27 protein-coding genes are annotated in these 24,142 nt (G+C 48.4%); all 27 read left to right on the top strand.

What is annotated here, in order from left to right; genetic code table 11:
* The first annotated feature begins 303 nt into the window (after positions 1–303).
* A complete protein-coding gene (locus tag P364_RS0125875; RefSeq protein WP_052016777.1) occupies positions 304–1,269 on the top strand; it encodes a hypothetical protein in 966 nt (321 codons plus the stop codon).
* Between the two features lie 164 nt (positions 1,270–1,433).
* Positions 1,434–1,634: a hypothetical protein gene (locus tag P364_RS0125870; protein ID WP_024632940.1), complete on the top strand. Its 201-nt coding sequence runs from the start codon at positions 1,434–1,436 to the stop codon at positions 1,632–1,634.
* A complete protein-coding gene (locus P364_RS0125865) occupies positions 1,634–3,097 on the top strand; it encodes a phage tail sheath family protein (protein WP_024632939.1) in 1,464 nt (487 codons plus the stop codon). The genes P364_RS0125870 and P364_RS0125865 overlap by 1 nt, the downstream gene beginning before the upstream one ends.
* A 94-nt stretch (positions 3,098–3,191) precedes the next feature.
* Positions 3,192–3,599, top strand: coding sequence for a phage tail tube protein (locus P364_RS0125860; protein WP_024632938.1), 408 nt, complete (start codon positions 3,192–3,194; stop codon positions 3,597–3,599).
* 182 nt (positions 3,600–3,781) lie between these two features.
* Positions 3,782–4,216, top strand: coding sequence for a phage tail assembly chaperone (locus P364_RS0125855; RefSeq protein WP_024632937.1), 435 nt, complete (start codon positions 3,782–3,784; stop codon positions 4,214–4,216).
* A gap of 183 nt (positions 4,217–4,399) precedes the next feature.
* Positions 4,400–6,085 carry a hypothetical protein gene (locus P364_RS0125850; RefSeq protein ID WP_024632936.1) on the top strand — a complete coding sequence of 562 codons (1,686 nt, stop codon included), beginning with the start codon at positions 4,400–4,402 and terminating at the stop codon, positions 6,083–6,085.
* 54 nt (positions 6,086–6,139) lie between these two features.
* The gene (locus tag P364_RS0125845; protein WP_024632935.1) at positions 6,140–6,772 is read left to right on the top strand and encodes a LysM peptidoglycan-binding domain-containing protein; all 633 of its coding nucleotides are present in this window, start codon (positions 6,140–6,142) and stop codon (positions 6,770–6,772) included.
* A complete protein-coding gene (locus P364_RS0125840) occupies positions 6,769–7,755 on the top strand; it encodes an XkdQ/YqbQ family protein (protein WP_024632934.1) in 987 nt (328 codons plus the stop codon). Before P364_RS0125845 ends, P364_RS0125840 begins: the two co-directional genes overlap by 4 nt.
* Positions 7,748–8,158 (top strand): hypothetical protein, encoded by a 411-nt coding sequence (locus P364_RS0125835; RefSeq protein ID WP_024632933.1) that lies wholly within the window; start codon positions 7,748–7,750, stop codon positions 8,156–8,158. Before P364_RS0125840 ends, P364_RS0125835 begins: the two co-directional genes overlap by 8 nt.
* Positions 8,151–8,606 (top strand): DUF2634 domain-containing protein, encoded by a 456-nt coding sequence (locus P364_RS0125830; protein ID WP_024632932.1) that lies wholly within the window; start codon positions 8,151–8,153, stop codon positions 8,604–8,606. Before P364_RS0125835 ends, P364_RS0125830 begins: the two co-directional genes overlap by 8 nt.
* A gap of 4 nt (positions 8,607–8,610) precedes the next feature.
* The gene (locus P364_RS0125825; protein WP_024632931.1) at positions 8,611–9,750 is read left to right on the top strand and encodes a baseplate J/gp47 family protein; all 1,140 of its coding nucleotides are present in this window, start codon (positions 8,611–8,613) and stop codon (positions 9,748–9,750) included.
* Positions 9,743–10,336 carry a YmfQ family protein gene (locus P364_RS0125820; RefSeq protein WP_052016780.1) on the top strand — a complete coding sequence of 198 codons (594 nt, stop codon included), beginning with the start codon at positions 9,743–9,745 and terminating at the stop codon, positions 10,334–10,336. Before P364_RS0125825 ends, P364_RS0125820 begins: the two co-directional genes overlap by 8 nt.
* Positions 10,336–11,550: a pyocin knob domain-containing protein gene (locus P364_RS0125815; protein WP_024632929.1), complete on the top strand. Its 1,215-nt coding sequence runs from the start codon at positions 10,336–10,338 to the stop codon at positions 11,548–11,550. The genes P364_RS0125820 and P364_RS0125815 overlap by 1 nt, the downstream gene beginning before the upstream one ends.
* A gap of 20 nt (positions 11,551–11,570) precedes the next feature.
* The gene (locus P364_RS0125810; RefSeq protein ID WP_024632928.1) at positions 11,571–12,002 is read left to right on the top strand and encodes a phage tail terminator family protein; all 432 of its coding nucleotides are present in this window, start codon (positions 11,571–11,573) and stop codon (positions 12,000–12,002) included.
* 48 nt (positions 12,003–12,050) lie between these two features.
* Complete coding sequence (locus P364_RS35645) at positions 12,051–12,260, top strand: hypothetical protein (protein WP_024632927.1); 210 nt, start codon at positions 12,051–12,053, stop codon at positions 12,258–12,260.
* Positions 12,260–13,576 (top strand): phage tail sheath family protein, encoded by a 1,317-nt coding sequence (locus P364_RS0125800; RefSeq protein ID WP_024632926.1) that lies wholly within the window; start codon positions 12,260–12,262, stop codon positions 13,574–13,576. Before P364_RS35645 ends, P364_RS0125800 begins: the two co-directional genes overlap by 1 nt.
* 1 nt (position 13,577) lies before the next feature.
* Positions 13,578–14,036, top strand: coding sequence for a phage tail tube protein (locus tag P364_RS0125795; RefSeq protein ID WP_017690162.1), 459 nt, complete (start codon positions 13,578–13,580; stop codon positions 14,034–14,036).
* Positions 14,037–14,316: 280 nt separating this feature from the next.
* Positions 14,317–14,739, top strand: a complete 423-nt coding sequence (locus tag P364_RS0125790; protein WP_024632925.1) for a phage tail assembly chaperone — start codon at positions 14,317–14,319, stop codon at positions 14,737–14,739.
* Between the two features lie 201 nt (positions 14,740–14,940).
* Positions 14,941–17,043: a hypothetical protein gene (locus P364_RS0125785; protein ID WP_024632924.1), complete on the top strand. Its 2,103-nt coding sequence runs from the start codon at positions 14,941–14,943 to the stop codon at positions 17,041–17,043.
* Positions 17,044–17,739 (top strand): LysM peptidoglycan-binding domain-containing protein, encoded by a 696-nt coding sequence (locus tag P364_RS0125780; protein ID WP_024632923.1) that lies wholly within the window; start codon positions 17,044–17,046, stop codon positions 17,737–17,739.
* Between the two features lie 13 nt (positions 17,740–17,752).
* A complete protein-coding gene (locus tag P364_RS0125775; RefSeq protein WP_081718143.1) occupies positions 17,753–18,763 on the top strand; it encodes an XkdQ/YqbQ family protein in 1,011 nt (336 codons plus the stop codon).
* A 6-nt stretch (positions 18,764–18,769) separates the two neighbouring features.
* Positions 18,770–19,027, top strand: coding sequence for a DUF2577 family protein (locus P364_RS0125770; RefSeq protein ID WP_052016775.1), 258 nt, complete (start codon positions 18,770–18,772; stop codon positions 19,025–19,027).
* A complete protein-coding gene (locus P364_RS0125765) occupies positions 19,024–19,437 on the top strand; it encodes a DUF2634 domain-containing protein (protein WP_024632920.1) in 414 nt (137 codons plus the stop codon). Before P364_RS0125770 ends, P364_RS0125765 begins: the two co-directional genes overlap by 4 nt.
* Positions 19,430–20,488, top strand: coding sequence for a baseplate J/gp47 family protein (locus P364_RS0125760; protein ID WP_024632919.1), 1,059 nt, complete (start codon positions 19,430–19,432; stop codon positions 20,486–20,488). Before P364_RS0125765 ends, P364_RS0125760 begins: the two co-directional genes overlap by 8 nt.
* Positions 20,485–21,030 (top strand): putative phage tail protein, encoded by a 546-nt coding sequence (locus P364_RS0125755; RefSeq protein ID WP_024632918.1) that lies wholly within the window; start codon positions 20,485–20,487, stop codon positions 21,028–21,030. Before P364_RS0125760 ends, P364_RS0125755 begins: the two co-directional genes overlap by 4 nt.
* Positions 21,031–23,643, top strand: a complete 2,613-nt coding sequence (locus tag P364_RS0125750; RefSeq protein WP_024632917.1) for a hypothetical protein — start codon at positions 21,031–21,033, stop codon at positions 23,641–23,643. It abuts the gene before it with no gap.
* Positions 23,644–23,655: 12 nt separating this feature from the next.
* Complete coding sequence (locus P364_RS0125745) at positions 23,656–24,126, top strand: hypothetical protein (RefSeq protein ID WP_024632916.1); 471 nt, start codon at positions 23,656–23,658, stop codon at positions 24,124–24,126.
* The last annotated feature ends 16 nt before the right edge of the window (positions 24,127–24,142 follow it).

Genomic DNA, 24,142 nt, shown 5'->3' with positions numbered 1-24,142 from the left:
GAGACGCACTGAGTCGTCTTTTTTCCACCCCAGATGCACCCTTAATCGCACCGAAGTCGTACGAACTACCGTCTGCGCTAGGGATGAAAGGGTGTAAGATTGTATTATCGGATCAATAGCAAAGGACACACACCGAAAGCACATACGCTAATGTACAGACCGGCCACAAGGGGCCGGTCTTTTTGATGCGGTGATTGGTGTTCAGCTTCCAATTCGATGGAGAACCGCAAGTACAGAGACGTACTGGCGATGAGTTCCTTTTTCCTATAACAGATCGGTTAAGGGGGAGTTCATCACTGCAACATGGTCGCTGCACTGTGTGGAGCAGAACGCAAACTTGCAGCCGAAGGGGGCGAAATGAATGTGTCTATAAGTAGTGGGCTAAACAACACAGCCAATACAGGGCAATTGAGTAACGTCATCAGGAGAACGTTGAAGCAGAAGCTTGCGGCTCTTGTTCCGGCATGGAATGGCCGCGTACTGGATGTACCTGCGCCGGGAGAAGTATTGACTGGACCGTGTGCCGTAATTGCTTTTGCGGAAGAAGTCCCGAAGTCTGCTTGGGCGGGGTATAGGAGGATCATCAAAATCTCTCCATATGCACGCTCCGAAGATGGAGGCGCAGAACAAGTGGAGGCATGGTCCTCATTGCTGATGGAAGGACTGCACCAGGTCAGGCTGGAGGATGAAGAAGGCGGGGCATTTACCTGTATCTACCTGGGTTCTTCGGATTGTGATCGTGTGGACGCCAGTTCTGGACTGGTTACGCGTAGCTTGCGCTTTGGGGTGTATGTTCCGGAAGCGGTGGAACACGCTCAGGCTGAAACAACAGATTCGTGGATGGCTGCACTTCAAGGTTGGACACGAACTCAGCTCGGACAGGAATGGTCCGTATATGGGGATGTTTGGCCTGGAGATTATGCGACCAAGTCCATACTGTGGCGATTGACGGGATGCAGTACAACAGCGGGGGGGACTTCGGCGTTGGAGATTCGGAAGCAATGGATTGGGCATGTGTTGGCTGCGAATGTAGGAGATGTCCGTCAAACGGTCACACATCTGGTTGAACAACTGGCTGTGCAGACCCGGATTGCTTTGACGGATACAGGCGATACGCGATATGTGACGGTGGATGAAGTTTCTGCCGACTTGCAGGCAGACGCCTACTTGAACGGACAGATTCGTCTGACGCTGCAGCAGCGTATTCGCCGTCCAGGAACGGATGCACCATTGATCCGCGAGATTCACCATAGCAAGGGGATCGAGTAAACGTTAGTCGAGAGGAACTATAGATGGGTTCCAGATGAGAGAGTTAATATCATAGCTTTAGCTTCAAATTTATAGGTTCATAGGGACAAAAATTCATAGGTCAAAATGTTAGTGCAAGATCAGGTTCCACGAATTCAGTAGTCAAACAATGAGGTGAGATGGCCATGGCAAGCTCCGTTAAAAAAAGCAAACAGGCTGCACCGCAGTATTCGCGGGCGGAACTGATGAATCATGCTGAAGCCCTCTTTGCCATTAAGGCAGAGGTGCTGTACGGTGCGCTGTACGAAGCAGCGCAAGAAACGTTTTCCATTGAAGAAGCACAGGAACGTATCAACCAATTTATGAAAGCGAAGGTGAAGGGATAATGGCAGGCGGAACTTGGGAGCAAACGAATCGTCCGGTACTTCCGGGCTTATATATGAATTTTCAGGCGGCGGCATCTTCAGCCATTCAGGCTGGTAATCGCGGAACGGTTGTTGTGCCGATTAAGGCAAACTGGGGTCCGGTGGGCACTTTTGTAGAAGTCGGCAGTGAAGCTGCAATTGAACGTATTTTCTCGGCACATGTCCTGGATAACGGGACAGCTTATACTTCCTTGAAGCTCGCCCTGCTGGGTGGGCCGAAAAAGCTGCTCGCTTACCGCGTGGCCGGAGCAACAGCAAAAGCAGCCACGCTAACCCTGAAAGACAGCAGTGATGCTGCCGTGCTGCAACTGGACGCCAAGTATCCAGGTGACCGGGGTAACGGATTCTACGTCACCATTCAGCCGGGTGTAATTGATAATACGAAGCATGAGGTTCGCCTGTTTGAAGGCAACCGGATGCTGTATGCACTGCTGACTGCGGATATTTCGGCAGCGTCGCTGGCGAAAGAGATCAATGCGGATGAAAGCAACATTTGGATTAACGCTCAGGCGATTGGTGAGGGTACTGGTGTCGTGGCAACCGTTGCAGGAGCGGCGTTCAAAGGTGGCGCAAGTGGCAACGATGGTCTGACGAATGCAGAATATATTGCTGTGCAGGGCGCACTGGAAGGTGAGCAATTTGACGTGTTGGCACTGGATCATGCGGCGGATGCACCTTTGCTGGCGAGCTTTGCAGCATGGGTCAAACGTGTGCGCAGTGAGGGTAAACCAGTGATGGCTGTATTCGGCGGCACCACGGCGGATGATACTTCCGCAACAGCTGCACAGAAGGCGTCTGCACGTTCACTTACGTTGAATCACGAAGGCGTAATTAATGTCGGTACGGGTGTGCGATTGGGAGATGCGTTCTATAGCTCGGCGGAAACATCAGCTTATGTCGCGGGTCTGATTGCCGGACAACGTCTGAATGAATCCACAACATATGCACCTTCTCCGTTCGATGACGTGACGCGCCGCTGGACGCGTGCAGAACAGGAGCAGGCGGTACAGAACGGCGTATTTATTTTCTTCCATGATGGACGTCAGGTGAAGGCACTTCGCGGAGTGAATACACTTGTAACCCCTGCTGCAGGACAGAATAATGCCTGGAAAAAAATCCGTTCGATTCGTGTTATGGATGCGATTAATACGGATTTGCAGCGCTCTGCTGAAGATACGTATATCGGCAAAGTGAACAATACGGAAGAGGGTCGTCAAGCGCTGATCGGTGCGATGAAGGCCTATCTGGCGCTGCTCGCACAGAGCAATGTCATTGAAGCTGAGGGATACGATGTCGTTCTCGACCCGGCGTATTATGGTGCTGCACCAATTCTCAAGCCGGAGGCAGATCAGGTATTCCTGCAATGGAATGTGAAGCTGACGGATGTAATGGAGCAGTTGTTTGGAACGTTTTACGTGCAATAAGGTTTGTGTAGAAGGATAGGGTGTTTTAAAAGAAACGCCGATTCGTTTAACGGATGGTATATTCGATATTTTCTAATCTCAAGGAGGAATTGTCATGTTGGATGCGTCAAGAGTAATTCTCGGTACCCATGGTCAGCTGCATATTGATGGTGTGTGGCAGACGAATATTAATAAGCTGGAGGCCAGCGTAGAAATCGAGAAGCGTGAGTTGAATCTGGTCGGCAACGACTGGAAAGTACACAAGAATGGTGCGAAAAAAGGAACAGGTACGATGACGGGTTACAAAGTCACTTCGGATATGATTCAGCGCGGCTTCACCAAGTTTCAAATTATCTCGAAGCTGAACGACCCCGAGTCTTACGGACATGAAAGTGTCCTGCTGAAAGGCTGCATGGTGGATAAAATCCAGCTTGCCAACTGGACAGCGGGTGAGGAAGTGCCGGAGGAAACAGGTTTTACGTTTGAAGGATTTGATCTGTTGAATCCTATTGTTGCGAACTAAGGATGGAATGACTTCGGACTTCGGAAAGACTCGTAACGAAGCTTGTCTGATCAGGCGTACGGGCAACGAGATTTAACAGAAGCGGGATACATATGCAGGCCGAGAAATTCTCGGTCTCTTTGTTGTCCCTAAATATGGAGATGTACTAACCCAATTGTGAAATGAGAAGGAGATCGCACCCTATGAGTATGAATGACAATCTATCTGAAGAACAAATTTTGGATCAGTTGTTTGAAGCAGCAGAGCGTTTGCCGGAAGAGAATGTACGTATTCAACGTTTGGATCTGTTGCTTACCCTGCGTGGATTAACGTCCTCCAAAGTGGATCAGATCCGCGAGCGCTGTACGATTCGTAAAACGGTCAAAGGCCGCAGCGAGGAAAAGGTGGATACCGAAACGTTTAATGCGCTGCTGATTTCCGAAGCGACGGTAAAAATGAATGTACGCGGACTCGAATTGTCCGGTTGGGGAGACAATCGCATCACAGGCCGCATGAAGCTGTCCGGTGGGGAACAAGCAGTTCGTCGCATGCTGCTCGCGGGTGAGCTGGATGCCGTTGGCGACAAGGTGCTTGAGCTGTCCGGCTTCGGTGTGGAGATTGAAGACCTAAAAAACTGATTCACTCCGGCGGGATGACCACGTTCCTGTATCACATGTGGGTGCGTCATCATCTACGGCCCGGAGAGTTCTGGTCTTTGCCACGCGGGGAACGTTCGCTGTTGATTGCTTTCTCGGAAGAGGAAATGGCAGCGATCACCTCGCAAATGAATCGATAATTAGAAAGGGCAGGAGGTGAAAGAAATGGCAGAAATGATTGTGGGTTTGTCCAAATCCAATGCGGAAATGCGGACGACTATCCGGTATCTGGATCAGATCCAGCGTTCGACCGAACGTCTGGGCAGAGTTCGCTATCAGAGTTTGATCAAGGTAAACAATGAGCTTAGAACGACCGGGCGCAGGCTGGAAAGCATCTATAGTACGGCTGTTCGGTTGAGCAGGCTGCGGATTACGCCGACGGTTGGGTTGACTGACAGTGCTACTCCAGCATTAAATGGCTTGTTGAAAAAAATGAAGCAAATCCGATCTAAGATGCTGAATGCTACAGCTAATGTACAGCTCAAAGTCAAGCACCAAATTTCAGGTGTGTCCGTTAATGTGAATTCACAGCCATTGAATGTGAATTCACAACCATTAATTGATGCTTTGAGTGTAAACACGCAATCTATTCTTATGTTGAGTAACAAGCTGGATTCCATCAATATTGGGGCGGCATCAGGAGGCGAAGAAAAGCCTAAATCCTTTTTACAAAAGATGAAAGGCATGTTTGATCGAGGCAAATCGATTTCTTCTGGAGTAAAAAAGGGATTTGACGCGAGAAGTAGTGGGAAAAAGCTGTGGAGAGAAATAACTAGTCCATCTACCCCGGGTAATAAATGGAAGAAAGCGGTTAGGGTTACGAAACGCGGAGCTACTTTTATGAACGATTTCTCGACCGCAGGTTCCGATTTAATCGGTGGTATAGATGGAATGTGGGGAGATGTCAAAGGACTGTTTGGTGGTGGAGGAGCAGGAGGTGGTGGAGCCTCTGGAATAATGAGTAAACTGGGTGGCGGGTTAGCTAAGGGAGCAGGCAAGCTATTTGCACCGATTCGTATGTTTAGCAATATTAATGATCTTGCAAGCGCCCCTCCAGAGGAACGCGCGCGTGCGGTCGGTTCTGTTGCTGGTAGTGCAGTAGGAACTACTCTTGGCAGCATCCTTGGCAGTGTAATTCCGGTGGGTGGAACCCTGGTAGGCGGTGCAATAGGTGGCTGGCTTGGCGAGAAAGCTGGTGGCTGGGTTGGCGATAAGGTAGGTGGATTGATTAATGGCAGTGCGGAGGGTGTTACGAAAATGACTGCCTATGCTTTAAAGGGAGTTAATAATATTACGGAGAAAACGAAAGATTTTTTCAGTGGTATCTCCAGTTTCTTTGGTGGTTCCAAAGAAGAAACTCCTGCTGCATCACCGTCCACAGCCTCAATAGCTCAGGCAACAACGGTTGCTGAACCAACTCCAGTACCCGCCGGCCCGCCGATGCCGCCACCTGCCTATATTCCATCTGCACTCACTACAACAGGTCCGATGGGTTATATGAACAGCATGGGCGGCCAGTCGACGTCAGCGGCATTCATGGGGCCAAGCGTGATGCAATCCCAGGCGATGGCACTCGGTAACGGAGCGCAGACAACTGCGAATGCCACGGGCAAATCGTCCACGATGACCGTACAAATTTCAGAAGATCAGATGAGCAGTCTGTCCGGTTACCTCAAGGATTTTAAAACCGAGACGACTAACCAGATCTCCGTCAACGTACCACAAGGTGCTGTGCAGGTGACTGTCCGGGAGAATGCCATCGACTACGATGCACTTTCACTCCAAGTTGGACAGCGAATTTCCGGAGAGTTCCGTCGTGCGATGGAAAACCGAAAAACCATTATGGCCTAAGCAGAAAGGAGGCCTGTCATGACTGTATTTGAAGATAACGTGGAAGGTATCAAAATGGAATTTACCCTGATTGATGGGAAAACGAAGTTTCAATTTCCGGTGAAACCGGAAGAGCTAACGATCTCTCGATCCAAAGGGTACGAGACAATCAATATGCTCGAGCATGGCGAGTTTGATTTTGCACAGGGGGAGAAGGTGAAGGAGATCACCTTCTCTTCTTTTTTCCCAAAAGAATATGATGCGTCCTATTGCATGTACGAAAAAGATTTTCCAGATCCACGTGTAGCGATGAATATGCTGAATACGTTTCTGGTATCGAAAAAGCCGCTGCGCTTCATCATCACCAACACGGGGGTGAACGTGCCGGTATATCTGATCTCGCATAATACGACTTTTCGGGGCGGAGAGAGCGGGGATATTTACTTTGACATTACGCTGCGCACGTGGCGGGATTCCAAAGTGGAGAAGGTTGGCGGTGCAACATCTGCGAGCAAGTCGGGTTCTCGTACGGATCTGAAAACGAGCAGCAAGACCTACACTGTCAAATCTGGCGATTCCTTGTCCAAAATAGCAAAGCTTGAGCTGGGCAGCAGTTCCAAATGGAACGAGATTTACAAGCTCAATGTGAAGACCATCGGCAGCGATCCGAATCGGATCAAGCCAGGACAAAAGCTGGTGATGCCATGACCTACAAGGTCATTGTCGACGACAAATATGACATCACCAAGTTGGTGGAGACGATTACGCTGAAGGATTCACTCGACCAGATTGCGTATCAAGCTAACATCCGGCTGGCGGTGTCTACGTCTTCGGGTCTACCTGCGATATCACCGGGTATGGCGGTGCGGATCAGCGGGATTCCTTTTGGAGAAAAATCAATGGTTCACTTGCTGCACCCTGCGGTCATCTGGGAAGTGGAAAGCTCGAACAGCGGCACCAAGCGATTGTCCCTGACCGTCTACGACCGGATGATTTATCTGGAAAAATCAGAGGACGAGTTCCTTCTGCCGAAAGACCAGACTGCCGCACAACGTCTCAAAACGTACGCCAAGGAATGGAAAATCCCATACGCAGCGCTGCCGGATACCAAAACGAAGCTGAGCAAAGCGGTGTATCGGTCGCAGACGATTTTTTCGATGATGTTTGCCGATCTGAAAGAAACGGTGAAGTCTGGCGGGGATATGTATCATCCGCGGATGACGCCGGGCGGGTTGCAGCTTTTTAAAGTGGGCAGTAATGCGAAGGTGCACGAGCTGGATCGGCTGATCGATCTGACTCAAATGCGTACGCTCGAAGGCGCGGTTACCAAAGTTAAAGTGATGGCGGCCTCGGAGTCCAGCAGTGGCAAAGAGGTTCCTTCCAAAGTGCTCGCGATTGAGCAGGATGGTGTAGCCGAGCTGGGCACGCTGCAAAAGCTGATCGAGGACGATCAGGTCAAAACAGCGACGGCCGCCAAGAAGCTGGCGAAAAGCCTTCTGACGGGGATCCAGGAGACCTTTACCGTATCTGCACCAGATGTAAATACGATTCGTGCCGGAGACGCGGTGCTGCTCAAAGGGCTGAAACTGATCGTCATGTCGGTTAGCCGAGATCTATCCGCTGGACCTGGAACAATGACGTTGGAACTGGGCACGGTCGAGATGGTGAAAAGGAGGGTTTACCTTGAATAAAGATGATCCGTATGGGCATTTTGCCGAGGTCATGCGGGGTGCAATGAGTACGCATACCCGTCAGGCCGTGAGCGGCATGGGCGCGGTGCTGGGTACGATGACTTCATCCGGCGTGAAGCTGGATGATTTCAAGCACGAAGTGCAGGACTATCTCGTGGCCGAGCTGCCGGGCACGCTTGGGTTGCCGGAGCGCGAGGCTGCTGGCGCGATTTCCGGTATATCTGACGTGGCAAACGGCGGAACGACGGGCACGGGAAGGTTTCTTTTGCAAGAAGGGGAAGTGGAAGAAGCTGTCTGGTCTCTTGGTAAAGGCTTGAAAGCGGGAGATCGTGTGCTGGCGATGCGGGTGAATGGCGGTAACGACATTGTGGTGCTGTGTAAGGTGGTGAGTGCGAATGCCTAGTTTGTTCCCGGAAACGGGTTTGGTATGGGGAGATGAAGAAGATCTGTCGGGGGCGGCCTCGGAAGAGGTGCGATTTGGACGGAGCTGGCGATTCGATTACGATGCGGGGGATTTTGTGCTGACTCCAAGTGGCAAAGTCGCTGCGGCAGGTGCGCATGAAGCCTGGGTGCAATGGTGCATCAAAGCAGTGAAAACGCCGCGGTACAGACATGTGATTTACTCCCGGAACTACGGTTCGGAGCTGGAGGATCTGGTGGGTCAGGGTGACAGCCGGGGCGTGATGGAAAGTGAGATTACCCGGATGGTTACGGAGACGCTGCTGGCTGATCCGCGCACGGATTCGGTAGACCAATTTACGTACGATTGGAATCGGGAGCAGTGCATGTTCTCGTGCCGGGTGGCGAGTGTGCAGGAAGAGATGTTTATTTTGGAAAGTGAGGTGATCTGACGGGATGGCTGAGATTCCGCGTTATTTGGAGGACCAGACGGAGGAACAGATTATGCAGCGTATGCTGGATCGTCTGCCCGCGGATCTGGACAAGTCGGAAGGTTCTTTTCTGTGGGATGCGGAGGCTCCGGTCGCGTTTATGCTGTCTGAGGCGGCTTTGTGGGCGCAGGAATTGCTTCGGCGGGGATTTGCGAGTACTGCGGCGAGCAGCGATCCGAATTTTCGTTCGGAAGAGCTGGATCTGCGGGTGGGAGAGCATGGCATTACGCGGCGGGCTGCGGTGGCGGCACAAGGTACGGTTAGATTTGCCGGTACGCCGGGCAAGGTGATTCCTGCGGGAACGGTTGTGGCTACTTTGGCCGATGAAATCTCTGGCGAGGCTTCGCTCGAATATGAAACCGTTGGTCGTGTGGAGTTGGGAGAAGAGGGTCTGGGTAGTGTTGGTGTGCGGGCGCTCGTTGCCGGAAAAGAAAGCAATGTGCCTACGGGCACCGTGACCGTGCTGTCCACACCAGTGAGTGGCGTTACCTCTGTCACCAACGTTGAGGTGATTAAAGGCGGTGCGGATATCGAGGCAGATACGGCGCTGTTGGAACGCTTTTATGCCAAAGTCCGCAATCAGGGGACAAGCGGCAACAAATCGCAATATGTGCAATGGGCCAGTGAGGTACCAGGTGTTGGTGCAACGCGGGTTATTCCGTTATGGCAAGGGCCGGGCACGGTGGGATTGTATTTGCTGGATACGGACAAACGTGCGGCGGGAACCGATCTGGTGGCGTCTGTGCAGAAATACGTGGACCCAACGCAGGATGGACAGGGGGAAGGCGTTGCCCCGGCTGGCCCGGTGGTAACCGTCATGCCGGCAGAGGAAGTACCGATGGCCATCCAGGTGAAACTGACCCTTGCGAGTGATGCAACGTTGGCAGATGTACGTGCGTTGATCGAGCGCGGGGTGACCGCTTATTTGAAGCAGTTGGCTTTTGCCGATCCGCTTGTGCGCTACACCCGTATTGCCGCGATCCTGCTGGATATTCCGCCGATTATCGATTATTCGGAGCTGACCGTGAACGGTGTAAGCGACCAGAATATCGAGATGACCGCGAGTCAGGTGGCGGTGTTGGGGACGGTGGATGTACATGAGTAGTGTGCCCGGTGTTATGGATTCTAAAATCACGAGCCCGAAGGGGAATGAGCTGTTCTCGTATTTGCCGAGCTATTATGAGACTTCCCGCGTTATGCAGGCCGATATGCAATCCAAAGGAACCGAGATGGATCTGCTGTATCAGGCAATTGATGAGACATTGGATCAGTTCTTTGTCCGCACGGCGACGTGGGGCTTGGATTTCTGGGAGCAGGAGCTTGGTATTGAGACGGATCGCCTCAAACCAGTGGAGCAACGGCGTGCCGTGGTGGAATCGAAGCTGCGTGGTGCAGGGAAGTTTTCGGGCAGACTGGTTGCGAATGTAGCTGAGGCGTACGCTGGGGGCAAAGTGGATGTAACCTTTCAGCCGGAAGCGTGGAGCTTTACGGTGAGCTTTGTGGATACGATGGGCATCCCGCCCAATATAGATGATTTGAAGCGGGCGATTGATGAACTAAAACCGGCCCACATGGCCGTGGAATATGAGTATCGCTATCTGATCTGGGACGATCTGGACAACAAACAGATGACCTGGGATGAACTGGACGCCGCGTCCCTGACGTGGAATGAACTGGAGGTGTGGGCGTAATGCCAAAAGAAACGGATCGACTAAAATTGCCTCTTCCATTAGGAAATGAGAACGTAACCCGGGAGAGTATTAATGGGATTTTTGAGAAGATTGATGCAGGTGTAGCTACGCAGGCGGATTTGAACACGCTTCGTGAAGCGGTGAAAGGAGCAGTGGATGGTGCCATTCCAAGACTGATTCCAGATACCCGTGGGGTTGCTACAAAGCCGAGCGACTATCGTAAAAACATCGCATACTCATTTAAATCAGGTTCAACGATTGGCTTACCCGCCGAACTCTTTGTCGTATTACATGGATTAAAGGGCTGGAATGATGACAGCGGAGGTGTCACCCACGAATATGCATCCGGCGGAACGACCGGAGGAATGTACCATCGTACTGGTACGACTGCTAACGATACATGGGGGCCGTGGATACAGATTATTGATCAAGCTGTACCGTGGCAAAAGCGGAAGTTGACTGAAGACAATGGTCTTTCGATCAATGTCAGTAATGGGAACGCCAATAATTTAGCCGCTGCAGGGTTCTATGTTGGTGAGAATATCGCAAATGCACCAACAACCGCGAGTGGTGCATGGTGGTACATCGAAGTACAGGCAATGGCTTCTGATAGTTGGGTTATTCAGAAAGCATATGATTTATTTAGTTCAGGATCATTCAGAATGCGAATTAAAAGTAATGGAACTTGGACAGCTTGGACCCAAGACCTTTTTCAATCTGTCAGTAACGGGAAAGCAAGTATTGCTGCCGCCATTACTGGCAAGGGAGTAGCAGCATCAGGCAGCGATACATTCGATAGTTTGACTACAAAAATATCTCAGATTTCAAGTGATTTTAAAAATATAAGTGGTAACACAGGTATAGCTGTTAATAATGAACAAGGATACAGCGGTAAGGAAGTTATTAGCACTATTTTAGATTTCGTTCCTAAGATTGTCACAGTGAATCTTGAAACATCTTATAGAAATTCAAATAGTTATGATTCTGGAAGTTTTAAAGCGGGAGCTTCTCTAAAATTTGATTCAAGAACCAATACTTTTCCATCAAGCTGGATTAGCTCCGAGGGACTTTGGGGAGGTTCTGGTGCCAAATTTTCTTTCTCTATCTCTGTAGGTTGGAATACTACAAGTCGCACATTAAGAATTAGCATAACGGATGAAGTAGGGTATAATCCAAAATATATTACCGTAGGTTGGAGTGTTTATGGATTATAAAACATAAAAGGAGGTGAACCATGACCACAAACCAACTAACTACAACCATCGCAAACACGCTCACACAGCATTTCCCTCACATCCCGGTCCACCCAGCAAATGGCGGCACTACACCTGCTCCAGACAGCCCAGGCCTTACCTACCGCCTTTTATCTGCCAAACTTACTAGGGAACGCAGTGATCGCTTCGTGCAGTTCCATACTTTTGAAATTCGCTGGCTTGATGCACGCAACATTCCAGACGCTTTACCGGACAGGCTCTTCGAAGCATTAGAGACCATTGAAGTAGAAGGGACGCCGTATCGTGCTACCGAATTGCGATGGAAAACATGGGGGCAGATACCCAAGCTGCTGGTGTATTACACGATGCGAACGACCAAAGTGTCGGAGTCCACCTCTACCATGCAGCAACTGGAACAGCGACCCACCACACTTAAAGCTACTAAAGAATAACTGATTAAGTGAGGGATTTATATGAAAGGAATAGGAGGCGCATTTGCGATGTTCACGAAAAAGGAATCGGAGCGTAAGAGCCAGGAAAGCAACAAGGCAACCATCCAAAAATACAGCAAAGCACAGTTCGCCGAATCCCGGCAACTCAGCCGGGTGGAGAAAGACATTTTGGCGGCAGTTCTGCTTGAACAAGAGACTTACACATTGGAAGAAGCACAACAACACATCCAACAATTTATGAATGGGGAGGCACAATAATGGCTGGAGGAACATGGACGACTCAAAACAAGGTACGCCCCGGTGTATATATGAATTTTGCATCAGAGGGCTCATTGCCGGGTACGGTAGGTGAGCGGGGAACGGTAGCATTGGCACTTCCATTGTCTTGGGGACAAGCTGGCACAATCCTGACCGTACAGGCAGGTGAAGATGTTCAAGCTAAATTGGGCTATGACTGGACAGCACCGCAATTGCTGCTGATCCGCGAGGCATTGAAACGGGCGCAGACATTGCTTCTTTACCGACTAAATGCTGGGACCAAAGCCAAGGCAACACTGGACAAGCTAACCGTAACTGCACAGCATGGCGGTGTGCGCGGTAATGATCTGGCAGTTGTAATCTCAGCCAATATCAATGAACCGGACCAATTCGATGTTTCAACTCTGCTTGCGGGTAAAGAAGTAGACAAACAAACCGCGTCTACCATTGAAGCGCTGGAATCTAACGCATATGCTACCTTCAGTGGCGAAGGCACGCTCACAACAACTGCTGCACTTCCACTAATAGGTGGACAGGATGATACAGCAACCAACCAGGAGCATGCGGATTTCCTCACCAAGCTAGAGGTGCTGGATTTTAACACGGTCGGTCTGATCTCAGACGATGCCACACTCAAGTCAGTCTACACTGCTTACATCAAACGTTTGCGCGACACTGAGGGCAAGAAGGTACAACTGGTGTTGTCGGATTACCCGGCTGCGGATCATGAAGGGGTGATTAGTGTTAAAAATGGTGTTGTGCTCACAGACGGTACCATTCTTACACCAAAACAAACCGTAGCATGGACAGCCGGAGCCACAGCCGGGGCCAATCTAAATGAATCCCTGACGTTCCGTGCCTATGACGATGCGGTGGATGTGAATGGACGGTTGACACATAGCGAGACGGAAGCGGCACTGCGCAATGGCGAGTTTGTGTTTACGGCGAGCAGCAACCGCGCGGTAGTAGAGCAGGACTTGAATACATTCCGTTCCACTACACCTGATAAGGCGCGTCATTTTGCTAAAAACCGTGTGGTGCGTGTTCTCGATGGGATCGCTAACGATATGAAACGGATTTTCGAGTCCTATTATATCGGCAAAGTAAACAACAACGAAGATGGGCGCAGCCTGTTCCGTTCCCAATGTGTCACCTACCTGAAGCAGCTTCAGGATATCGGGGCGATTCAAAATTTTGATTCCAAAACAGATATCACAGTTACTCCGGGAAATGAAACCGACAGTATTCTGATCGAGATTCAGGTCCAACCTGTGGATTCCGTTGAAAAAGTATATATGAAAGTGAAGGTGGTTTAAGATGGCATTTTTGAAAGCAAGCGATACGATCTCCGGCCAGGAAGGCCGCGCATACGCAACGATTAATGGACAGACGGAAGAAATGTTCTATGTGAAGACACTCGAAGCAACGGTGGAGAAACAAAAAGCAGAGGTTAAAACGTTGGGCCGCCGTGGCGTACAGCACAAAGCAACCGGTTGGTCTGGTTCGGGTTCCATGACGATTTTTTATACCACGTCCCGTTTCCGTGAGCTGATGCTTCAGTACATGCAAAATGGTGTGGACACTTACTTCGACATTGAAGTGACCAACGAAGATCCTTCGTCTACCATTGGCAAACAGACCGTAACCCTCAAAGGTGTAAACCTTGACAGTGTGATCATGGCATCCCTGGATACCGAAGCGGAGGCGCTGGAGGAAGAAGTGAGCTTTACTTTTGAAGATGTCGATATGCCTGTATCGTTTAATCTGCCAAAGTAATAAAGTTGTTACGGGCATACGAACCATACATGTATAACGAGTTTGACTTATAAGCGGGTTAGTAAAATAAACCTGTTCAACTTGCCTGTGTTACGGGCTATTTGGCATACCAAATCTTGGTGCACTCTCTCTTCACTTGAAGATAAGCTGCACATAATTGCCCGTAGCTACACTATTATCATATTAGTTTCACGTGCATCATCTAAGCATTTAGGCATATTACATTTGCTCTTCGCCGCTTCATGCGGTGGGGAGCTTAACTTTAGAGGAGGAATTATACATGAGTGGATTGAGTATGTTTTTTGCACAAAATGCAGCGGCGGATACAACGGAGGAATTTATCGTATCTAACCGTTTCAAGGATGAGAAAGGCGTGCCGGTTGCCTGGAAACTACGAAGCATGACCGAGGACGAGAACCAGGAGTGCCGTAAAGCAGCAACGCGCAAAATCAAAGGTAAGAACGGTGTTTACACACCTGACATCGATGCCAACGATTACATGGCTCGCCTGATGAGTGCCAGCGTGGTGTACCCTGATCTGAAAAATGCGGAGCTTCAACGTTCGTATGGCGTGATGGGGGCAGAATCGCTTTTGCGGAAAATGCTGTTGCCTGGCGAATTTGCTTCACTCGGAGAACAGGTACAGAAGCTGAACGGCTTCAATCAGGATATGAACGAACTGGTGGATGACGTAAAAAACTAATTAAAGAGGGCGATTCGGAAGCCAATCTGGCTTATTACGCTCTCCATGAATTGAATATTCTTCCGCATGAACTAATGGCCTTCTCCATACGCGAGCGAGCGGCCATCTATGCCATGATCTCCATTCGGGTGGAAGAAGAGAAGAAAGAGCGGTCCAAGAGTCGCGCTCGGAAGAAATAAAAGGGAAAGGAGGGAGAAATCAATGTCCGATACAAGGATTGATGTAATCAATCCTCCATCCGTAAATAATCTGATCAACAACTTGAATCTGGTCCAGGTGAGAACAACCGAAATTTTGAATAATTTCAACCAGATTAACCGGATTAATTTGAATCAATTTAATCAGACGAACATATCCAACCACTTTAATCAAGTAAACCAGCAACTGAATGTAACCATTAATCTGATGGAAAAGCTGGAGGATACGGCTGATGATACAAGCGATTCCTTGGGCGATAATTTGAACAAGCTCTCCAAGTGGCTGCAAATGATCAAGTCGGCTGGAAGCGTCGTGTTAAAAGCGGCTGCTGAGGAAGAAGACTTCAAGTATCGTTACATGGTTGCTGCCGAAGATCCGGTGCTCGGGGAAGGCATCTATAATAAGTTTCGAGATCAAGCCTCTAAAAGTGGTCAGAACACTAATGATTCACTGAAATCTTCTCTAGGCTTCTTGCCTTTGGCACAGAATATAGGTCAGGTAGATCAGTTAAATGAACTGACTCAACGTTTGAGCATGTTATCACCGGATGGACAAGGTTTATCCGATGCGTCAAAGGCCATTGTTAGTGCCATGAATGGAAAAAACTCAGATTTGGCAAGTCAATTTAACATTCCGGAAATTGCATTGAATGGAGCTGGCTTGGGTGAATTTATTCAAACGAAAGACCTTGACGGCTTCATACAAGGATTGCAGACGGTTCTTGAAATGCAGGGATACACACAACAGGCCTTTGATACTATGCTTGATTCTCCATTGCAAAAATGGACGGCTCTTGTGAACCAGTTCAATGGTATATTGTCTGAAATCGGAACGAAAGCGTTGGAAGTTTTGTCTCCGGTACTTGATCGGTTAAATGAAGCAATAAGCTCAGGCCAGTTTAGTGCTTTTATTGAATGGATTGGTGGGGCATTTGCAATCATCGCTCAGGTAGTTGCGTTTATCGTGGATGGGTTCATTAATTTTGCTACAGTCGTGCAAGAAAACTGGGATATTATTGCACCTATTTTGACTGCTATCGCTATGGTGCTGCTTTACAATATTATTATTTCACTTGGTATTGTGATCGCTGAGGTGTATTCTCTCGCTGCGGCATGGTTGGTAGCTAATTGGCCTGTGTTGCTTGTTATTGCTGCAATTGCACTACTCATTTATATTTTGCAATTATGCGGAGTTACAGCCGGAGATATGGTTGGGACGATAATCGGTTATTTTTATATGGTATATGAACACATGAGATCGATTTTTGCATCGATTCTTAATTATGTAATGTCCTGGGCTGAATTTTTCATTAATTTATTCATTGATCCGGTCTATGCATTCAAAAAGCTGTTTGTTGACATGGGACTCATTGTGCTACAGATCCTATTCAACATCACGAAGGGAATTGAGGATTTCGCAGGTGGTTTCAAAGATCAGATCAACTGGATCATAGAAGGCATAAACAAAGTGATACCTTACCTAAATAAGATTTTTGGTACAAATTGGGGAGGTATTGATCTGCTTACAGATTCAAATGTTCATTCGATGAGCAATAAGATAAAAAGCCTGATGGATGATCTTGAAGCAAGCACACCTGAGAGCGAAAAGGATGTTGTGAAACTGTGGAGAATGGATGCCTCAGCAGATTATAAAGATGCATTCGATGCGGGTTGGGATCAGGGGCAAGGTTTGGTGGATACAACAAAAGATAAATTTTCGAGTATTTCAGGAGAATTACCAGGCAATTTTGGCAAGGATTTAATACCCCAAGCACCTTCCATGCCATCCATGCCATCCACGCCAACAATTCCTGCTCCCGCAGTCGTCCCCAATAACATGAGCAACATCAACAAGATCAACAACGTGGGGCAAGTGGACCAAATTGCTGGCATAGAAGGCACAGTGGATGTGACGAGCGAGGATCTCAAACTGATGCGTGAGCTTGCAGAGATGCAGGCTATTCAGCGATTTGTCAGTCTGACACCAACCGTTCAGGTCACCACAGGAGATATTAACAGTGGACATGACGTTGACAGCATTATCAGCAAAATCACCGATGGACTGAACAGTCAAATCGTCTCCAGCGCCCAGGGGGTGTACGGTTAGATGGAATATTACATTCAATTGAGTTTCAATAACCGATCCGAATACATGTATTTCCCGGTGACACCAGAGAGCATCGAGTTCTCGGATGCGGGGGATGGCAGTACGTTCAATGTTAGCGCGCTAGGTGAGATTAACGTGATCAAGTCACCCAAGCTGCGTGAAGTCAGTTTCAGCGGGATTTTTCCGGCGGACTACAGTCCGTATCATCTGAATTACGATGCTAGTCATCCGGCAGTACAGAAGGAGTATTACAGTGATCCGTATGAATATGTGAAAAAGATTATTCGCTGGATGCAAACAGGCAGACCCGTCAGACTGTTCTTTTCAAGCGCCCGATACACGATTAATATGGCTGTCTCCATTGAAAGCTTTGACTGGAAGGAGACAGCGGGTACGGTGGGCGATATCCAGTATGATATCAAGCTGAAGCAGTTCATTTTCTATGCCGCCAAAAAAGTAGTGCCACTCAAGGACAGCAAGGATACTGCTGCTTCAAAAACAAAAACCAAAGCCTCACGGCCCAATGAAAAAATCCAGCCCAAGACCGTCACACTCAAAGCTGGAGACTCCTTGTGGTCTTTAGCTAAAGCCCATTTGGGAGATGGATCTCGCTGGAAAGAATTGCAGAAGCTGAATAGCATCAAGGATGCACAACTGAAGAAGCTACCGATTGGACTTGTGATCAAGCTTCCGTGAAAGGAGAGGGGACATGCAGCAGCAGATAAGTTTGGACGATAAGCAGGGGAACATGAAGGAGCGGTTATGGATCGATGACAAGCAGGGCAACATCTGGGACATAAGCGAGATTGCCAGCGACATTACGTACAAAACCTCCCGCATCGGCAAGCCTTCCTCTCTGGAATTCACGTTGATCAAGGGCAGTCTGTACCAGAATACGAAATTCACATATGAGAATGGATATGTCGTGAAATATACCAGCAACGAGGTAGGCATATTTTACGGATACATCTTCTCGGTGGATAGCAGCAAGGACGAAAGTGTCAAAATCAAGGCTTATGACCAGACTCGTTATCTAACCGCGAATCAGACGTACAAGTTTGTTAACGCAACCGCTACGGATGTGATCAAACGAATTGCCACTGACTTTCAGTTGAAGATGGGCGATCTGATCCAGCCGAAATATGTTATTCCTCGTATGTTGTTTGATAATAAAAAACTGATCGATATGATCTGTGAGGCGTTGGACCGGACGCTGATCTATGGCGGCAAAAACTACATCTTCTACGATGATTTCGGCAAGCTTGTGCTTCGGGATGTGGAAGAGATGCCTTACGGCTTTGTCATTGGGGATAACAGTCTGCTTACGGATTACAGCTATACGCGGTCGATTGACGACCAGACGTATAATAAGATCAAGCTGTATCGGGATAACAAGGATACGGGAAAAAGAGAAACGTTTGTTCATCAGGACTCAGGCAGCATCCGTCAATGGGGGCTGCTTTTTTTGTACCAAAAAGCGGACGATGGCCTGAATGAAGGCCAGATTGATGCCATGCTGAAGACCCTGATGACGCTCCGTAACCGCGAGACGCAGACGTTGAAAGTGGATGCACTCGGCGATTTCAAGGTGAGGGCGGGCAGTTATGTCAACATCCAGATTGAGGAACTGAAGATAAATCAATATTTTCTGGTGGATGAGTGTACGCACAAGGTACAGGGGGGCGTGCACACGATGTCACTGGATTTGAAGGTGGTGTAACGATAAATGATGCTGGACGTGATTAAAAAGGCGGCGGTGGCCGCTGTAGATGCCAAGTCTCCCGTTCAGGTAATGTACGGAACCGTGACTAATACACAGCCTCTGGAGGTTAGCGTTGAACAACGGCTGGCATTGGCTGAGCCTTTTCTGGTACTGCCGGAATCCGTAGCGAACAAAGCTTGGACAGTGGGTGACCATGTCTTGTTGTTACGTGTTCAAGGTGGGGACAGCTTTGTTGTGCTGGATCGGCTGGTGAATCCATGATTCCACAGGGGGCGCAGATTAGCGCAGAAGATCAGGAAGAAGTGGCTGTTCTTCCAAGCCTGACGTATGTGTTCCAAGCTTCTGGTCAGCGAATTGGAAGACTGCAACTGGATGGAAAAGATGCGGTAAAACAGGCGGTGTATAAAGCGTTGTCCACACGCCGCTACGAGCACCTAATCTATTCTTCGGATTACGGCATGGAATGGTCTTGGGAAGGAATGGCTGGGAGATCCATGGTGGAATCGGAACTGGAACGCTGGATTCGCGAAGCGTTGCTTCTGGATGATCGCATTTCGGATGTAACCGAGTTCGATTTTGTCCACGAGGCAGATGGGGTACGGGTATCTTTTACCGTTGAAACGGATTTTGGCAGCTTCAGGCAAGAGACGGAGGTGAACATGAATGTATGAGGAGCAGACGTTTGAAGTCATTTTGAATCGAATGCTGGACAAGGTGCCAGATGGTGTGGATAAGCGTGAAGGCAGCATTATCTATGATGCGCTTGCGCCAGCTGCTGTGGAAATGGCTCAGATGTATATTGAGCTGGATGTGAACGCCAATCTGAAGTTTGCGGACACAGCTTCCGGGGAGTATCTTGATCGGGCAGTGGCCTGGTCAGGAATTACGCGGAAAGTGGCAACTAAGGCACGTTGGGTCGGTAGCTTCAAAGATACTGGAGGCAAACCCGTTGAGATTCCTTTGGAGAGTCGTTTTTCTACAGGAGACCGGGTGTATCTGACTGTGGAACGAATAGCGGCGGGGCAATATGTGCTGGAGTGTGAAGTCGCGGGAGCTGTAGGCAATGAATATACAGGGACGCTGCTGCCCATCGATTATATAGCTGGGCTGACGACAGCCGAACTGACACAGTTGCTTGTTCCTGGTGAGGACGAGGAAACGGATCAGGCGTTATATGATCGCTATCAGGATAAAGTATCCCGTCCGATAACAAGTGCGAACAAATATCAATATGAATTGTGGTCACGAGAAAACTCTGGAGTAGGTAAAGCGAAGGCTTTTCCGCTGTGGGATGGTCCGGGCACGGTAAAAGTGGCGCTGTTAAATAATGAAATGCACGCACCCGCTGAGGCAGTGATTGAAGCAGTGCAGAATTATATCGATCCAACCCAGGATGGGATGGGCGAAGGCGCTGCTCCGATCGGACCTGTGGTCACAGTGGTGGGTGCGGAGGAAGTGCCCATTCATATTGAGGTGCAGGTCACGCTTGCATCAGGTTCTACGTATGAGGGTGTAAAAACGCTAATTGAAAAGGGTGTTACAGCCTATCTGAAAGAGCTGGCGTTTGCTGATCCGCTTGTCCGTTGGACACGCATTGCTAATGTCATTCTGGACATTCCGCCCGTGATTGATTATAGCGATCTGCTGGTGAATGGCGGCATGTCTAATCTGGAGATCGCACCCGGCGCAGTAGCTGTTCTTGGGGCGGTGAAGGTGACATGAGTAAAGCAGAGGTATTAATGACTCTTTTGCCCCCGTTGTATGAGAATGTGCTGGAAATGCAATTGCTCACGCAGACGGAAGGCCAGGAGTTGGACAGGCTAGTTCAGGGATTGGATGGCGTGTTGGATCAGTTTTACCCGGAGTCTGCGACATGGGCATTGGATCGGTATGAGCGGGATCTGCAAATTCCGACGAATCAAGCCAAGCCGGACGACCAGCGGAGATCGGTGATCATTTCCAAAATGCGCGGCAGTGGCAAAGTTTCCGGGTCGATGCTTAAGAACGTGGCCCAGGCTTATGAGAGCGGCGGGATTGATGTATCCGTTTCGCCCGAGGAATATCTGATCCGAATCCGCTTCATCGACACATGGGGCTTGCCACCCAATCTGGACGATCTGAAAGCAGCAATTGAGGATATTAAACCAACACATATGACCGTGGAGTATCGTCTACGGTATTTGACGATTGCGGAAGTTGAAAGCATGACGCTGGAGGAGATCGAACAGACCCGACAGGATAAATTTGCAGGAGGTGGAGCTTAAATGAATGAACCAAAAACACCGAATTTGGGTTTGAATAAGATTGACCGTTCCTCGCCATCGACGACCTATTTTGATCTGGATAAATATTTGGATCAGAACTGGGAGAAGGTTGATGAGGGTGTGGGGAAAGTCGAAGAAAAAGCTGAGGAAACCGCGGCACAGGTGAGTAGTATTCAAGAACGGTTGGATACGGAGAAGCGGAGATCCGTTACGTTGGAGCCTGGATTGCAGATTGTCCATGCTGAGCGTGCCTCGGCGTTTAAGTTGGAAGGATTGAAGGGCCGGACTCTCGTGAATTTGTTGGGGCGTGATGGTGGGTGTGAGTCTACTGCTCCATTTAGTTTGATATATGGTTCTGCATCACCAACCAGTTTTGTAACCTCTACTACAGATCGTACGGAAGGGATTGCCGGAATTAGAGCAACATGGGATTCAGAAAATACTGGGACCTCAAGGTCTTTTATGATTCCTACTAAATTGGCAGCGGGCAAATATTATATTGCAATTGCAGATTTAAGCACTAGTAACGTTGGTATGGCAGCATTTATTGCTGTTCGTAAAGGAGATGGTAGTTATCATGAAGGAAGCAGAGTTAGTTCTATAGCAAAATCATTAAGTTTTGTTTCCTTTCAGGCTGATGGAACGGAGTTAGCTACCGGCATTTATTGTGGAGTAAAAAATTTAACAGGAAATATTGCTTTCGATTCGATCCGATTATATGAAATTGACACCGTGCAGTTAAACAATATTACTAGAATGAGCAATGAAATGATTGCTTCTAGTTATCCTTATGTGAACAGCATATCATCTGTGACCAATCCTTATGTTATTCGATATGGTGAAAATCTACTTCCACCATTTTATGAGTGGCAGAGGATTCACACTAATGCAAAAATCACTGGACCTTATAGTTTGACACATAGCAAGACAACAACTGGCTTTGCTGAGTCTTCTTCTTCAAAAGCACTGTCTGCGCTACCAAACACTTATTATCACTTGAATAATGGTTCTCAATCTGCGTTGAAGATATGGTTTTCAGTTGATGGTGTGAATTTTCCAGCGAGTCTTGCAATAGATGTGGTTAATGGCCCATTCAAAACGCCCGAAGATTGCCAATATATATTAATTGAAGCATATATTAATGAGGATAAATCAGGCGTTTTTGAATTTAGTAATATAATGCTTAATATTGGAGATACAGCTAGCCAGTTTAAAGTTAATGAAAATTCCTTACTAAGTTTGCAAACGGAATTACATGCTGATCCATCCAGTGGAGAAAACGCTGATCAGGTATTTGAACGAGAGGGTAGATATTTTGTATATACAAAATGGAAGAAAGAAGTTATAGATCAATCCAATACGTATTCCTACTACAACTCATACACAGGCGGAAAGTGTGTTCGGTTTACATTTGATGCTACTCTAGGGAGTAGAGGTATATATCCCATTATGACTAAATATAACGGGGAGATTATTACTCCCGGTTCTCCTTCTGTAACCATAAATCAGTTTAGTATTCAGGATTGGAATGACCCTACTAGAGGTTATATTGGGGTAAGTGTTCCAACTAGTGATAGTGGGTGGGGTGATAACTATACACCGACTGCCGACGAGATTAAGGCGTATTTCATGGGATGGAAAATGTACAACTGGAATACTGCGGGTACATCAACATATACCGGAGCAAGCGGGGAAATAAAGGCGTGGTGCTATCGTTTTGACGGAGTGAATGGCTCAACTGGTGGTGATTTTACGGGGGCAACGCAGATACTCCCGACAACACCAGCGCCGAACTGGACTCCATACCAACTCCTTTACCAGCTTGCTACGCCAGTCGTCGAACCGATCACGTCAGAAGGACAATTGACGTTAATTGAGGGCAGTAATCAGGTGGAAGTAGGAACGGGAATTGTGTTGCGTGAGAGCATTAAGCCTGTCCTTGCGAACAGTTACTATCGATTCAATGACACAACTTTATCAGGAACAACCTTGAAAAATAAAATGTCTAAACCACTGTCCATGTACCGAAACAGTCAACTTGACTACGGATGGGAATTTATATCCGATCAGTATGCGTATGGGACTTATAAAGCCCGGAAAGTTCCTGAAGGATACGACGTTTCGGCTGCATACACGGTAACGTACCTAATGCTGGACACGTCACCGATAGCTCCATTCACTGGATCGGTATCCGAGAACGAAAAGGCACTGCTTACAAACTTAGTACAGGACGTTCAACAGGCTACTGCACGAATCAGCGTTGTTGAGTCGAAAAAGGCCGAGAAGGACGTCCCGGCATGGATTACGCCTACGTTACTTAACGGGTGGACGTTATCCAGTAACGGGGCGTTTCCAGCGCAGTACTACAAGGACAGTTTGGGTTTTGTGCATGTGAACGGCATAATAACTGGTGGCGTGTCCAATACGGTAGTGTTTATTCTCCCTACAGGATACCGCCCTAAAATGTCAAACAGAATCCCGTCAATTATTATGTCTGGAACAAATGCTTTCGTTGCGTACTTGGATGTGAACGCAAGCGGGAATGTAATAGCAAATTTCCCTACGCAGAGTACACACCTAACCATAAACATATCATTCTTAGCCGAACAATAAAGGAGGGATCACATGAAAGCCGTACCTAAAGTAAATACAGATGGCCTCTATCTGGAGGACGAGTTGGTGGACGATGCCTTTTCTGGTGTCGTCCCTTTTTATGCGCCGATCGAATTGCCTGAGCTGAAGGGAGAACTGCCCGAAACTCCGGAAGAAGAACAGGAACCGAAGATTGTCGGTTATTTGATCGGCCTGCCAGTACCTTCTGGCCTGTTTCATCCACGCTTTGACATTGCGGGGTGGGAGGCATACCAGAAAGCACTGGAGGATGGGCCGCAGGAAATGTTTCCTGACCTGTGGAGAGAAGGTCTGAGCCAGGAAGAGATTGACGAGCTGACCAAGCCGCAGTCGGAAGAGCCTTCTGAGTTGGATAAGCTCAAACAGGAAAACATTCTCCTGAAAGCACAGAATGCAGCTTTGACTGAACGTGCGGACTTTATTGAAGACGTTATTGCGGAGATAGCCGCTCAGGTTTACCAGTGATATAACGTTTCAAGGT

The sequence above is a fragment of the Paenibacillus sp. MAEPY2 genome (assembly GCF_000499205.1).
Lineage (GTDB): Bacteria > Bacillota > Bacilli > Paenibacillales > Paenibacillaceae > Paenibacillus > Paenibacillus vandeheii.
Note: the sequence above shows the minus strand (reverse complement) of the source record. Positions and strands in the feature narration are given on the sequence as shown.